Genomic DNA, 17698 nt, shown 5'->3' on the forward strand with positions numbered 1-17698 from the left:
CATCTTCTTAAGTTAATTATTAACGATATAGGGTAAAGTGACCAACGAACTCTCTTTCGTCTCTTTCTCCGTTTAATTTGATTACATACCAGTAGTCTCCAGTAGGCAATTCTTTGTTAGAATATTTGCCATCCCAACCCTGTGAATCCACAGATTGTTCAGAAACCACTCTACCATAACGATCAAATATTTTTATTAGTATTTCAGGAAATTGTTCTATGTTTCTTGGTATCCAAAAATCGTTCTGTCCATCGCCGTCAGGCGTAAAGAAATTAGGCAATTCAAGGTCTATAAATTCCATGAAAATATTAGAAATTGACTCACAACCAATTTGATCTACTACACGAACTTCAAACGTATCTGTTCTAGTAATATAGAATGTATTTTTATCGCCATTATCGATGCCATCGAAGTAGTAGGTATACCCTTCTCTTCCGCCTTCAGCTACAGCCGTTATTTCATTCATGTTATGCTGTTCTAACGAAAGTGTCAATGGTTCAAATGCCTCAATGACAAAGTCAATTGTTTGAATACATCCATTAGCATGTGCTATGGTAATATAATGGTTACCTGGTGCTGTATTTCTGAAATCTGGATTCAATTGTAAATCGGCCGGATCAACAGAATCAATAGCATACAATACATCACCTATAACACTATCGTCTTCTAGAGTGATGTTTACATAGTTACTTGGACTTTCACCTGAACATTCATAAATTGGTTCAATAATAGCATTAAGGTTTACACCTCTCTCTATTTCAACAACTACGTTGGTATCGCAACCATTTGCATCTTTAATAATGATGATATACTCACCAGAAGCCATGTCTAGGAAATCGGTTCTATTTAGGACAAAATCTGCATCATTACTAGAATTCAACGCCGTGCTATATGGTGCGGTTCCTCCACTAATTTCAAGAACTATCGTACCATCTTGACTATCTACACAAATTTCTGGTGTAGTTTCTGCAGATACCACTAAACTTGCTGGTTCTGAAATAGTGTACGTTAGATATTCAAAGCAACCATTTTGGTCTTGTGCAATTATCGTGTACTCACCAGGTTCTAGATCTGTGAACGTATTGTTATTAAAGAACTGGTTCAGATTAGGAGAAATTGCATATTGGAAACCTCCAGCTCCACCAGAAAGTGTTACCGTAATCTCACCATCATTTTCACCTTCACAAGTCACATTTATGATACTTTCAGTATACGATAATGGTGTAGGCTCATCAATCACAACTTCTTCATAAGCTGTAGTACAGTCTTCACTAATTACAGTTACATAATACGTTCCTGCGCCTAAGTCTCTAAATACACCTTGTGACTGAGGACCTGCAATACGAGATGCCACAGTTAAAGAATTATCCGTAAACAATTCATATTGATAGTTTCCTAAACCACCTTGTGCCGTTGCAAATATTATTGCGGTGTTTTCTCCTGTACAGTTCACTGAAGCAGCTGTTTTATCCACCGTTAATATTAATGGGGCTATCTCTGTTTCGGTAATAGCATTTGAAATTACTGACTCACAACCATTAATTGCATCACGCACATAATATTGATATGTACCTTCTTGGAATATTCCTGTTTCAGGTAATCCTAATGGATTGCTAGTCATAGGTAAGAAGTTTATATTATCTACACTATATTCATAAGAACCACTACCGCCAGTTGCCGTAAGTTCGAATTCAGCTCCTGTTGCACAGGTTAATGGGTCTGTTCTTAATAGGCTAGCCTGTACTTCAGTCGGTTCTCTTACCTCAACAGTATTGGTTGTGATATCACAATTCCATCCATCTACAACAGTAACACTGTAGAATCCAGCTCCTAAATCTCTAAAATTAGGATTCGTTTGTATTCCCGTTGTCGTTGTAATTATTGCACCAGTTGCATCATAATAATTTAACTGATATCCATAAGAACCACTACCGCCACCTGTTACATTTGCTGTAACTACAGCTCCTGTGTCACCAAAACAAGCTAAGTCTGTTACCAACGGAGTTGCATTGGCTACAATCGGAGTAGCAGGAGTCAATGTTTCTGTATAGTTTACAACACATCCGGCATCATCGGTAATGCTTACTGTGAAATCGCCAGCAGAAAGGTTTGTAAAAATACCTTCATTAACATCATCCATTATATAAACATCACCAGTTGTAGTGTTCGTTAAAACAATATCATAAGGCTTATATCCGCCTTCTACCGCAACTCTTATTTCTCCTTGGTCATCCGTACACGTAGCTTCTGCTAACGTAGTAACAACCCCGCCTAAAGGTCTGTCTGGAGATACAATAGTTATCATGTTCGTATCTTCAGAACATAAAGGAATATCGGTCTCTGTAATAGTTATATAGTAGCTGCCACCAGATAATCCTGATATTGTTCTTGGATTAATACTAGTGTCAGTTGCAGTCGATGCTATTACTGAAACACCAGCGGCATTGAAAACTTCGTAATTGTAATTACCAGTGTATCCATCAATATCAATTTCTAAACTACCATTAGTATCACCGAAACAAGTAACTTCAGATGTTGCAGTAGCCGATGCGGTAATAAAATCGAATGGTGCAACAGTATAACTAGCTGTATTAACATAACAACCCGTATCTATATCTGTAACTCTAAATACATAAGAGCCAACAGTATCTAAATTAAACGTAGCCGTTGTTGCCGTAGAACTTACCAATGTTGCGGTTGTGTTACCTATTGGTAATAACTCATAACTATAGTTATGTGCCAAACCATTATCTACAACAGTAATTGTTACTGTTTCATCAGTAGTACAGTTTATCGCTACATCTTTAGCTATAGAAGCCGTAAATGTATTTATCGGTTGAACTGTTACGGTATCGAACGTTGTACATCCTTTAGCATCTTTTACATAAACATCGATTGTTTGTGCACTTCCAGTATCGGTAACATTGAATGTGTTAGATGCTTGGAAGATGATATTATCTATGCTGTATAAATATGGTGCGGTACCTGTACCTGCGCCAGCTGTTGCTGTTATAGTTGCTGCATTAACACTATTACTTGGCGAACAGCTAAATTCTGTTGCCACCGCACTAACCGTTAATTGTGTAGGCTCAGTAATAGTTTCATTCTTGATACCCTCACAACCTCTACTTGAAATTACTTTTACTTGATAATCTCCCTCTACTAAGCCCGTGAATAACGGATTTGTCTGAGAAGCAATCGGAGTAACCAAATCAGCAATTGCATATAATTCATATTGGTAAATAGGATTCACATTGGTCGCTGGGTCAATATTTGCCCTAATACTACCATCGTTACCACCAAAACAACTCACATTTACAATAGTCGCATCTAATAGCACTGGGTCTACCGGTGCATCTAATGTTTGCGTTACTGTTCTTTCACAAATAGGGTTAGTGGTGTCAAGGTCACTAACTAGGAAAGAATATAATCCCGCCTCAGTTAAGTTTGTAAATACCCCGTTAGTTTGAGTGACAACGCTACCTAATGGAGTAGTCATTTCAAACTGTAAGTTTGTAGAACCTCCGTTTACATTAACCGTAATCTCACCACCTGGTGTAACTGTACAATCTATAGATTTAACTACTGTAGTAGAAACATCCATTTGTTCATACAACACTTCTGCAAGTGTAGTAAAACTACAACCCCATTGGTCTGTAATCATCACTTCATAGCTACCAGCACCAAGACCTGAAAATACTCTCGTGTTTTGTGGAGCACGGAAATTAGTACCATTCATTATCAATTGATACGTATAGTTACTTCCTTGTCCGCCAATTGGCATACTAACTTCAATTTCTCCTTGTAAGTTTGTACAGTTTTCTAGGTTTACTTGTAATGTTGCTGCTATCGGGTCTGGAACATCAAGTACAATATTATTTTGAATTAATCTTTCACAACCTTCTGAGTCACGTGCCCATGCTTGGTAAGTGTCAGCTACTAATCCTGTAAACGAAGCACCTGCTACGAAATCTATAGTTGCAGGAGCACCTACACCCACATAATATGTGTAGCCACCCCAACCACCAACTACGTCAATGATTGTAATTGAACCATCGTTACCAGGGTTACAAGTAATATCTGTTACAACAGTACCTCCGCTGATATCAACTGTAGGGCCGTTTATAGTGAATGCTTCTGTATTTGTACAGAATGGGTTATTGTCTTGTCTTATTGAAACATAGTAACTACCAGCTTCTAAGCTAATATCAGCTGTAGGACCATTTGTTGTTGCTTCTGTACCAGAAATAATAATGGTATCATCACCAGTATTTGCTAATGTCCCTTCAGTGTCATAAATGGTCCAAGTAAATCCGCCAGGGTATGTTGTATCAACTAGTTCAAAATTTACAGCACCAGTTGCAGTTCCATAACAAATGACATCACTTGTTTTAACAACGTTGATGGTAAATGTATTCGGTTCTGCTATAGTTTGTGTTGCAGAAACAATACAACCTGTATCTAAGTGCTTTGCCAATATCGTATACGATCCAGCAGATAAGCCTCCCAACACGTTTGATACTTGGTAGTTTGTACCATTATCAATACTATACTCGAACTTAGTAGGGTCACTTAAAGTTGAATTCACGGTTACTGTCAATTCTCCGTCATTTCCTGGTGCACATGTAACGGTATTTGTTACGTCTGCAGTTACATCGATTATGGCATCAAAAGGAAGCACCGTTGCCGTTGTACTACCTGAACAGCCTTTATCATCATAAACATTAATAGTATATGTATCTCCTGCTCTATTAGAAACATTCATTACGTTAGATGCTCCAGATTGTACAATAGCAGAACTACTATCTAAGAATTCGTAAATAACATAATTAGTACTACCGCCAGTAATCGCGGCTACATCTATAGTTATCGTTGCATTATTTGGATTGTTACCAGTAGTGCAACCAAACTCAACTACATCTGCATTAACATTAAGTATCTCTAACGGCTCATCAATAACGATGTTACCAGAAACTGAACTACAACCGTTTGTTCCCGTTGCAGTTACTACATACGTATTAGGAGGTAAATTCTCGAACGTATTGCTAGTAGCGTTAAATGTGCCAGCTGCAGGAGCAATAGTAAATGTTAATGGGTTAACTCCATTTTCAGTTTGTGTTAATGTAATTGAACCGTCATTAGCTCCAAAACATGTAATATCTATATGGGTATCAGCAAATATTGGCTGAATAGCCGGAGCTAATTCTTGCGTTACCGTAATTTCACAAACAGGGTTTGTAGTATCTAAATCTCTAATTAAGAAACTATAGGTACCATCATCTACAAGATCAGTAAAAATTGGATTATTCGCCTGAGTTACAGCAGCACCTGTTGGAGGTGTCATTACAAACTCAAGGTTTATAGAACCACCAGTTACATTTATTGATATTGTTCCACCAATTGTCCCCGTACAATCAATTGCTTTGTCTACAGAAGTAGTTGCGCTTAATTGTTCGTATAATTCTACAGGTAACGTAATAAATGTACAACCCCACTGATCTGTAACAATTACTTCGTATTCCCCAGCACCTAATCCTGAGAAAACTGTGGTGTTCTGTGGTGCACGGAAGTTCGAACTATTCATTACCAATTGGTAAGTATAGTTACTTCCTTGTCCACCTGTTGGCAAACTAACTTCTATTTCTCCCTGTAGGTTTGTACAGTTCTCTATGTTTACTTGTAATGTTGCCGCAATTGGATCCGGAACATCAAGTACAATATTATCTTGAATAAGTTTCTCACAACCTTCAGCATCACGTACCCAAGCTTGGTATGTACCAGCTGGAAGGGTATCAAAAGTAGCACCTGCAACGAAATCTGTAGTTGCTGGTACACCCACACCTACATAGTATGTATAGCCACCCCATCCACCAACTACGTCGGTGATAGTGATTGTTCCATCATTTCCAGGTACACAAGTAATATCGGTCACTACTGTGTTTCCAGTAATATCGGCATCAGGTCCTGCAATATTGAAATATTCAACATTGGTACAGAAAGGATTGTCTCTCTGAGATATTGAAACATAATATTCGCCAACTCCTAAGTTAACAATTGGTGTAGGACCGTTAGTAAGTATAAAACCACTAGTAACCGGAGTATTATCGGTACGGAAAACTTCCCAATCAAAACCAGTGCTATATGTCGCATCAACCAATTCAAAAGTTACTTCGCCTGTATCCGTTCCAAAACAAACGACATCCCTTGTCTTAACGACATCAATAGTAAAGGTATTTGGTTCTTCAATTCTAGCTGAAGTTGTAACGATACAACCTGTATCGATATGTCTAACTAAGAAATTATAGTTTCCGGCAGACAATCCGCTAAACACGTTGCTTGTTTCATATGTCGCACCATTATCGATGCTGTACCTATATTTAGTGTTATCGCTAGCAGAAGATGTTGCTGTAACTATAATTACACCATCGCCACCTGGCGTACATGTAACCGTAGTTGTTACTACAGCTGTAGCTCCTGTCATTTCATCATAAGGAAGTAAAGTAGCCGTTGTGCTACCTGAACATCCATTATCATCATATACATTGATAGTATAAGTTTCTCCTGTTCTATCTGTTACAGTCAATACATTTGAAGCACCAGATTGAACCACTGCAGAACTACTGTCAATAAATTCATACCTGATATAGGTATTGCTTCCTCCTGTGATTAATCCTGTATTTACAGTAATTGTTGCATTATTTGGATTGTTACCCACAGTACAACCAAATTCAACAATAGAAGCGTTAACATTCAATATCTCTAATGGCTCAGAAACATCCTCGTATACATCTAAGAAACATCCTCTATCTGAATAAACTCTAATTACATAGTTATCATTAGCCGATAAATTAGAAAATATATTCGTAGTCTGAACTAGCCCTTCCGGTATCATCCTTAGTGCGTCATAAGGTAAAAGTGGTGTAGGATCTGTAAATAATTGGTACGTATATGGAGGGTTGTCCATAGTTGGGTTAAGCGCAACTACAATACTACCATCATTACCGCCGAAACAACTTACGTCTATTGCAGAAGTCGTAAATAAAACAGCCGTTGGCAATTCTAATTCTAGATCTACAGATTTGTCACAACCTGTTAGAATTTGATCGTATACAAATGCTTGATATGTTTTTGGTTCTAAACCTGTAAAAATTGGAGATGCTTGAGGTAATCCATTTACACTTACACCAGCGTCGAATAATTCATACAAATAAACACCTGAACCTCCATAAGCAGTTATTAAAGCCTCTCCATCGTTTCCAATACAAGTTGGTTGCGCAGTTACTTCAGCAGTAATTGAAGTAGGCTTGAAGATTTCTAATGTCTCAATATTACCACAACCATTAAAGTCCCGTACTTCAACTGTATAATTACCTGAACTTAAATTATTAAACTGGTGTGTAGTACCTAATGTTGTAAGGGTAGAAGATTGGTAAGATCCTCCGTTAACACTTAAGGTGTAAGGTTGAATTCCCACTCCATCTAATGTAATATCTATAACAAATTCACCTTCATTAGCAGCACATTGGTTAGATACTACCGCTGAAATTACAGGAGAGGGGTCTTCTGCAATAGTAACATCTAATGGCAATGCTGTAGCACAACCATTTCCATCCATTACATATACATCCCACTCTGTATTTACAGAAGGATCTAATTCTTTATAATTACTTGTACCATAATCTCCTGCTACTACCGGATCGCCATCTTCTACAAAAGCATACGTATAAGATCCATTCCCACCACCTGCAATAACTGTTACATTAGCATCTTCAGTACAATACCCATTATTCTGATCAACTAGAGTTAAGGTAACAGGATTTGGTTCTACTATTCTAAATTCAAATGTATTCGTACAATCTGGACTAGATGTTTCTTTAAAGAATAAAACATAATCTCCAGGAGGAATGCTACCAACAGTCCTTGGAAGAGTAGGACCTGGGCCAATAGGACCAGTTACTGTTCCAGAATAAGTACCTCCTAAAGGAGTGTTTGTTATCGATTCTCTAATTTCAAAATCAATTGAGGTAACAGAAGCATCATACCCTTCAAATCGAAAAGCAATTGACCCATCTGTATCACCATAACAAGCTACATCTGTAATTGTTGGGTTGGCAACAACATCTATTGATGATAATGTTGGAATATCAACTTCCACATAACTTGAACAGTTGGTGTCGGTATCTATAACCTGAAATACATAGGTTTGACCAGGGTTTAAACCCGTATAAGTAGCACTTTCTTCACCAGCCAAAGGACCGGAAGATTCTGAATTCGGAGCTGTTCCTGATCCATAAATAGTAAAATCATAATTTCCTGAACCTCCACTTGCCAGCAAATCTACAGTTCCGCCAGTTAAACAACTAACTGCAGGTACAAGGGCATCAACAGAAAGGTAAGGATTTGAAAGAACCCTCACTGGATTTTCATAATACTCACATCCATTAGCATCTAACACACGAACATAATAATCGCCGAATGCTAAACCATCAAAAGTAGCTGTAGTAGCCGTAGTATTTACAATAGGGTTAGGACCAGTAGTAACTACAACATTATTTAAATTATCATAAAGGGTATACGTGAAATTAGGTACACCACCACTTGTAATAGTTATATCAATACTACCTGGAATGTCACCTGTTCCTCCACAACTAACATCTGTAGCAACTACATTAGCATCAAACAATATTGGGTCAACTATAGTAACAGTTTGTGTGTAAATACATTCTTTAGAATCTCTAACCGTGTACGTGTATGTACCAGCAGCTAAACCAGTATATACTCTTTGGTTTGTAAAGGCACTACTCTCAAAACTAATTTGATAAGGGGATGATCCAAAATTCGGGTCAATATTAATTTCTATAATACCATTAGAATCACCAAAACAAGTTGGAGCAGTAACCGTTTCGGTAGCAACCGGGTTTACTGTTAGCGTAACCGTAACTATATTTGAAACAGCTGTACAACCTTGGTCATCGGTAACTCTAAATCTATAAGTACCTGCAGTTGAAGTTGCATATGGGAAAGTACCTGCAAATGCAGTAAACCCACCACCATTTATTTCTAATTCATAATTGTAAGGTGCATAACCTCCATTTGCCACTAAATTCATGGTCGCTTCTGGTGATACAGAACAATCAAGGTCTTTTGTTAATGCAAGATTTGCCGTTAACTGAGCTTCTATATCGAAAGCTACCGTATCCTTACAACCATTGGCATCTCTAATTTCAAAAGTATAACTACCAGGTGTAAGGTTTGTAAACGTATTTGAAGCTGCAAATACACCTGAATTCATTCTATACGTGAATGGAGATACTCCTCCTGTTGCTCCAACTACTATCGTTGCCGAACCTGAAACAGAAGAGTCAAAACATACATCTGAACTAGGTAAAATACTTGCTACTGGAATAGCTGGTGCTACCAAAGTAAATGTATCTGTATCAGTACATCCGTTTGCATCGGTAACTGTAATCGTATGTAACCCTAATTGATCGAGACCTGTAAATACTCCTGTATTTTGCGAAGGTGTAGATGAACCACCTGGTAATTCAATAACATAAGAATATGCAGAAGAACCACCTGTTACGGTAATATTTACAGCGCCGTCGTCATCGCATGTAGGTTGTGTTGGCGTATTAGAAACTGCTAAAACTGCAGGCTCATTAATTATTTGAGTGAAAAACTTAGTACAGCCCGCAATTGGGTTGTCAACATCTCTTACATAGATAGTATAAGTACCTTGCGATAGTCCAGAAATTGTATGGGTTGCAGCTGAATCGCTTCCTTCAATAGTTGCAAAAGCACTATCGTAGCTATACTCATATCCAAGCACTCCAAAATTCTCAACTTCGAAAGTTATCGTACCAGAATTATCTCCGTTACAATCTAAATCTTCATAAGATAAAATTGCAGCATCAAAAGCATTGCCATCTTGAACATCTACAATAATATCTGTAGTACACTCACTTCCGTAATCTACGGTAATGGCATGTTGACCAACTGTAGCGTTATTAAATACATTACTCGCTTGAGGTATATTTCCATCAATGCTATACGTATAAGTTGCATCATTTGGAAGTATTGTAATAATCCCTGTTCCATCACAACTATAATCAACAGTACTACTTAATAAAGGAGCTGTCGGTAAAGGAGCAATGATGATATTCGGAAGACTAATAATACATGCAATACTATTTGCATCTCTTACTTGAACAGTAAATGTTCCGTCAGATAAACCAGTGAAAACAGTTCCGCCTGCAGTTGTAGCTGTCCAAGTACCACCATTTATACTGTATTGATATGAACCAGAACCACCAGTTGTAGCAGTAACGCTACCAACAGTAATTTCAGCTAATTGATTACATGTATAATCTTCTGTTTGAGCACTCTCTGCAATTATTTCCGGTAATTCGTCAACAAGAACAGATATTGTTAATTCACAATTATTTACATCTCTTACCCTAACATCATAAGTGCCAGCAGTAAGATTGTTGAATAAGCTAACCGATCCAAAAGTAGTTCCACCATCAATGCTATAGGTATATGGAGCTTCGCCGCCACTTGCAGCTAAAGAAATACTACCATTATCACCACCAAAACAAGTGACATCAACTACTGTTGGTGTTGCTGCTACTGGTGTATCTTGATCAATAGTAATATCATACATTGCAGGGCAAGCATCTGCTGCTCCACTTTTGTCAAGAACATACACATCATAATCACCAGTACCTATTACGGTAACTGGATTTGTTGTTGCATAATCACCAGCTGTTGGAGTTACACCATTTGTAACCACTGCATATACATAATTACCATCACCACCTGCGGCAGTAATATTAATTTCACTATCAGTACCACAAGCTGTAATTGTACTAGCACTTGCGCTAACCGTAACTTGTTGTTCTATTGTTACTGTTTGTGCCGTAGCATCACAACCAAATGCATCAGTTACTTCAATAGTATATGTACCATTTGAAAGTCCGGTGAACGTATAAGAAGTTGCATCTACTGGAGTTGGAATAATATAAGAACCACCATTGATTCTAAATTGATAATCGCCATTTCCTGATGTAACATCTACAACAATAGTTGCATCATTACTTCCACTATAACATACAGTTTCTTGAAGTGTAAATACCGGAGTTAAAGGAGCGGTAACTACAATAGGTGCATCTATTAAATCTGAACACCCATTAGCGTCCATTACACGAACATTATATGTCCCTGCCAATAATCCGTTAAAAACGGTACCTGTTTGGTATGCAGTTACTATTCCAATTACACTTTCTTCTAATTGATACTCATATCCTGGAGTACCACCTGTTGCACTAGCCGTAATTTCAGCACCACCATTATTACAAGTGTATTCTTGTGAAAGAATTGCACTAGCAACAATTTCTGTTGGTTCTGAAACAGTGTGATCGAAAGAAGTTGAACATCCTGGTAATGTACTACCTGCGTCTCTAACATATACGGTATAATTTCCAGCTGAAAGACCTGATATGGTTTGAGGAGATACTGTAGTACTACCTAAAATACTTACAAAATTATCTAAGCTATATTCGAAACCACTTGTTCCGTAATTATCTACCTCAAATGTAATTGAACCAGAATTATCTGCATTACAATTTAAATCTTCAGAAGAAAGTAAAGCTGCTTCGAAAGCGAAACCGTCTTGAACATCTACAATAATATCCGTAGTACAATCACTACCGTAATCTACGGTAATAGTATGTTGACCAACAGATGCATTATTGAAAACATTATTAGTTTGAGGCGTATTGCCATCAATACTGTAGGTATATGTAGCGTCATTAGGAAGAATCGTAATAATCCCCGTACCATCACAACTATAAGCAACACTGCTACTTAAAGAAGGTACTGTTGGTAAAGGAGCAATTATAATTTCAGGAAGGTTTACAACACAATTGATATTGTTTGCATCTCTTACTTGAACGGTATATGTATTATTAGATAAATCTGTAAAAACTATTCCACCAGCGGTTGCCGCTGTCCAAGCGCCACCGTTTAAGCTATATTGATAAGAACCAGAACCACCTGCTGTAGGTGTTACACTACCAACGGTAATTTCTGCCAATTGATTACATGTATACGCTTCTGTTTGAAAGCTTTCTGCTACAATTTCAGGTAACTCATTTACAAGAATAGATAAGGTAGCTTCACAATTGTTTACATCTCTAACCCTAACATCATAAGTGCCAGCAGTAAGACCGTTAAATAAGCTTACAGTACCAAAAGTAGTACCGGCATTAATACTAAAGGTATATGGCCCTTCGCCTCCACTTGGCGCTAATGAAATACTACCATTATTACCACTAAAACAAGTGACATCTATAACGGTTGGTGTCGCAGCAACAGGAGCATCTTGATCAATGGTAATATCAAATGGAGTTTCGCAGAAATCTGTATTTCCACTATTGTCCCTAACATACACATCATAATCACCTGTAACAGTAACTGTAATTGTACTAGTTGCTCCAAAATCACCCGCAGTTGGTATATCTCCGTCATCTACCACTGCATATACATAATTACCATCTCCACCAGCGGCAGAAATATCGATAACAGTATCTGTACCACATGCAGTAATATTACTAGCACTTGCAGTAACCGTTAAAGCAGGATCAATTGTTATGCTACTAGAGTCCGCACAGTTGTTACCGTCTCTAACATCAATAGTATAGGTACCTGCAGAAAGGTCGGCAAAAACATTGGTGCTACTAAAAGGACCTCCGTTTAAGCTATATTCAAAAGTACCATCTCCACCAGAAGAAACGCTTGCCGTCAACGTCAATAAAACAGCATCATCAAAACAATCTTGATTAGGAGTTATTTCTAAAACAGGGAGTGTCGCAGGATCTAAATCAAACGTAAATGGAATACTACAATTATTAGCATCTGTAATTGTACCATTATAGGTTCCTGATTGTGATAATCCATTAAAAGCCCCTGTAGAATTAGAACCAAATACAGTAGTATCTGGATTATTCAATACATATACATAACCACCCCATCCACCTGTGGCAAGAACACTTACACTACCGTCTGATATGCAACTAGGCTGAGTTTCCGTTTGGCTTAAAATGGTCAATGCCGAAGCCGGACCTTCTAATTCATGTGTAACAGTATAGGTGCAATTTGTATCTGTATCTATAATATCCAACGTATAATCTCCAGCTACTAGTCCATTAATATTGTCAATAACAGCTTCTGTACCACCAGTTCTAACAACTCCTGTTGGACCAGTAATCGTGTACGTGAAATTTTGACCTGCTTGGAAATTTACATTAAAACGAATAATACCATCGGCAGCACCAAAACAACTAATTGGCTGTGTGGTTGTACCACTGGCAGACATTGGGTTAATAGCATTAATCGTATAATTTTCATCATAAAAACAACCATCTGCATCTGTAACCCTTACCGTATACGTGTCGGGAGCTAAACCATTAAAAGTAGCTTCGTTTCCTGTAGTACTTGTTGGTGTAATAATAGATGGTGCAATAATTGAATACGTATAAGGAGCTGTACCGTTAATTGCATTTACCGTTAAATTAGAAGTTTGAGCCGGACATGTAATTTGAGACTCAACAATTGTTAAATCCGTTGGTGGATTTGGTCTGTCAATTACAATTTGATCGGTACTAAGAGTACAACCATTGGCGTCTCTAATAATCAGATTATAACTGCCATCTGTTAAATTTTCAAATCTATGTGCATTTATTGCCGTGTCTAGAACAAAGTTAATTCCGTCAATACTATATTCATATGGTGCGGTACCACCAATAACATTTTGTGCTTCAATAATACCATCTTGCAAGCAAGTATAGTCTTGAATTAAAACTGCATTGCCTTGTATTGCTGCAGATGGAGCACTAATTGAATAGTTTTCCTCGTAATCACAAGAGGCACTACCTTTTCTTTGGTTAATAACCACCCTATAATCACCTTCAGGAAGATTAGTGAAAAACCCTGATCCATTTACACCTAATGGTTGGTCATCTGAGTCAAACAAAGAGAACGTTAATTGGTAACCATTGTTATCAATCAGATTAAACTGAATGCCACCGCTAGATTCACCGAAACAGCTAACATCTACAATTGTTGTAGCATTAAAATCTGCAGCAGGTTCAAACTCAATACTTACGATGTTTGATATAGAATAACATCCATTTCTGTCCAAAACCACAAAAGTGTAATCGCCCGCATCTAGTATGTCAAATATTTGACTCGTTTGAAAATTTGTTGGAGGTATATCAGTAAATGTTGGATAAGAAGTAATCGTAGTACCGCCTTCATCAACATACGACCAAATGGCATAAGTATGTTGTGGTCTTCCACCATCTGAGTCCATTAAAATATTACCTTCTCTACAAGTTATATGTTGAGAAACCCTTGCGGTTAGTTCTAGATCGTTTTCATCAATTATAGTAACTTCTTCACTATAAGAGCAGCCGTCTGCAGTTCTAATTATAGCGATATAATCTCCTGCACTTAAATCATTAAAGGTAAAGTTGTTGTCTATTTGACCATTTTCACTGTCAATTAGAGTACCAGCTCCTCCATTAGTTCCATCATCTCTTCTTATCTCATACTCATAAACAGCATCTGCATTATTTACTTGCAAGTTTATTGTACCTAAAGCAAAGCACGTTTCTGGGGTTACATTTACGTTATAGGCTACATTGCGTTCTAAAACACCAATAACCGGAGTTGTAAAAATACAAGCATCCTGTATTGGGTCACCATTTATATCAAGTTGAGTAACTTCTACTCTATATGATCCATTTTCACCTGTAGTAAAATCGAAGCTAGGGCCGTTATTTGAACTAAAAGGAACAACAATGTTATCTGTTTCATTATCTACAAGTTGATAACCATAACCATTTCCAAGGTTTGTAATAGTTATGTTACCATCTGTATCACAAACAATATCTCTATTGTTGAATTCAATATCTAAATTGTTTTGAAAGCCTTTAAAATAAAAACGACTTGTACAACCATTCTGATAAACAACAGAAAGTCTATATTCACCAGGAGCATTTAAAAGAAAGTTACTGCCGTTCCCTACTTCACTCCAAGAACAGGTAAGTGCTTTGTTCGCACAATCTTCCCCCACCGGTGTACAACTACCTTCATCTAATAGTTCCCAAGTAACACTTTGTGCATCTACAATATTTACCGCCAAAGGTTGAGAATCGTTAATACCGCATAAGAATATCTTTGGTATAAAAGAATTATCAATACTACAGAAAACTATTTCTCCTGGTATATCATTAAAAGGATCAGTGTCACCATTTACTTCGTTAAAGTGTTCTGTTACCGGGTTAGGCAAGCTTCCTGAACCAAACGGCTCTACAGTTATTATTTCTAGAAAACCTTTACAAGGGTCAGCTACTATTTTATCTACGATATACGTACCAACAGCAGTAACAACTAGCGTACTGGGATCGTTATCTGGGTCGCCATCATTAATTTCAATATCGGTAGCGTCTATTGTACCATTAGTATTGGTATCACGATACCACACGTAAGAGTCAAAACCATCACCTGCATTCAAAATAGCACTTGTACCACAAAGCTCTATGGTTCTATCAAAAGTACAATCAGAAAGGTCATCTAAAAGAAAATTTGTTGCTCCTGGTACCGTAAAACCACAAGAGTTGAAATCGGTAACACTAGGGTCATCGGTAACTTGAGCTGAATTGTCTTCGCCTCGGTATGTACCATATGCAACATTCTCAATTAAATCTGAACATGCATTGATAAAATCGAAACAGTTCTCTGCTACTTGTACTCTAAAACGAATTGAATATTCAGAATCTTCATCTTCTACATAACGATCTGGAACTGAAAAAATAATCTCGCGAGAAAGAGGGTCATATACATACGTTACGCCAGCAGGATAAGAAAAATCTGATGCGTTGAAAAAACTACGACCATCTGGTGGTGATACGTTAACCGGTAGCACATCTCTAATTGTATACCCTACACCATCATCATTACCTATATTTTCAAAGGTCAACACATAATCTAATATTTGACCTAAGTGAACACCTTGACCGGTAATATCTACACCACCAGGAGTTTGTACTCTTTTCTCCAATACAATGTTCGGTGCGATAATATCAACATCAAAAGAAGTAAAAAAGATATCATATTTATCTTGAGATGAGCTCGCTCTTAAAACAGCACTAGTAGCTCCATTCGGTATTATTGTATTACTAGCGCCTCCATTCGGAATTTCAAAATAATCAACATCCCAACCCAAGGTGTTAATGCTATTGGGGTTTCTTGCCGTAAATTGAGCATCATAAAATGAGATGCTAGAGTTGAAAAAATTATTTGCAGGATTTTCTCCGTTTGATAATGGATAAAATGTGCCATTTGCATTAATTTCTAGTCCATCACCACCAATTCTATTATCTCCTTCTAAAGCAGCAACACCCATACTTGCATAAACAGGAAAAGGTGCTGGTAATGTGGTAAAACCGTTAACTGGAATATCAACGCTTTCTCCAGATTTAATACCGGCATAACCATCAAAAGTGGTAATGAATTTATCTCCAGACAAGTTTGGGTCTTCATAAACCACAACCATTTTCCAACCACCAGATATTCCACCAGAAATACTATTACCGGTACTAGCCCTAATATTAGCAACAAAATAGTCGCCATTTGGGTTAACCAAACCACTAACTATAGAGGTTACATCTTTGTAAGCTGCATATGGGCTATAATAGCCAAAATCCGCATCCCCATTTCCATCAAATATAATTTCATCTGCAGTTATATCTTGGTAAGCACCGCCTGGTAATCTAAATTTTATATCGTCAATATTACTTCTGTCTCCATTTACATAAACTGCAGACCAGTATAGTCCTGCATATCGTACCAATGCACAATCAATATTAGGAATGGTCAAAGTAGCGCTACTAGAACTGAACGTAGAATTGTCACTGTCGACATCAATGTATTGCATGTCGTAGTTATCATTGTAATCAGAAGAATTACCAGTATCGTTAAGAGGGTCATTAGGGGAAACCGCTGGGACGGTTATAGTTTCTCTACGCCACCCCCCATTTCTATAAACCCATCGGCGATAAGATCTTTCAGCTACACGTCTGTTAACGATGTTGTTCGCAATGAAGGTAAGTTCTCCACGAATATCAGCTTCATAACGCACTTGAAATGGGGTTTTAACTTGCGAAAAGGCCGTTTGAGAGCCTAATACTAAGAATAAAATGAAAATGAAACATTTGATGTAATGCTTTCCCATAAGAGAAGTGTATTTCGTATAATCTAAAAAACTAGTCGGCTTGGTCATGTTCTATACTTATTGAAGAAATCCAATCACTCGATTTACAATCAAATCGTCCTAAGCGAAATTCTCCAATAACAAATATTCACTATAGTAGTTACGTGAAGAATTTATTGTTGTGGTATGAATGTATTCTGTTGTGAAACAGCAAATAGAATGGGTTTGATTTTTTATAAAAGTGTGTATTTCAACGATTTCACACCCAAAACAGTAGCGCCTTCAGTCACTTCTTTGTAGGTAAATACATACGTATTCTAAGAATATAAATAATTGGGAAATAGATGAAGAATCTATTTTTAGATAAGAAAATTGATTCAGAAAAAGTGTTTTTATAACTCTATTGTGAATAAAATATTACGC

The 17698-nt window shown here is 37.3% G+C and carries 1 protein-coding gene; it reads right to left on the reverse strand.

The genetic code is table 11. From position 1 onward, the window contains the following. Nucleotides 1-19: 19 nt before the first annotated feature. Complete coding sequence (locus AAC084_RS00665) at nt 20-17344, reverse strand: T9SS type B sorting domain-containing protein (protein ID WP_339835522.1); 17325 nt, start codon at nt 17342-17344, stop codon at nt 20-22. Between the last annotated feature and the right edge of the window lie 354 nt (nt 17345-17698).

Source organism: uncultured Maribacter sp. (genome assembly GCF_963977385.1).
GTDB lineage: Bacteria > Bacteroidota > Bacteroidia > Flavobacteriales > Flavobacteriaceae > Maribacter.

Coding starts and splice junctions, on each gene's coding strand:
- AAC084_RS00665 (WP_339835522.1), bottom strand. CDS start 17,344: ATGACCAAGCCGACTAGTTTTTTAGATTATACGAAATACACTTCTCTT.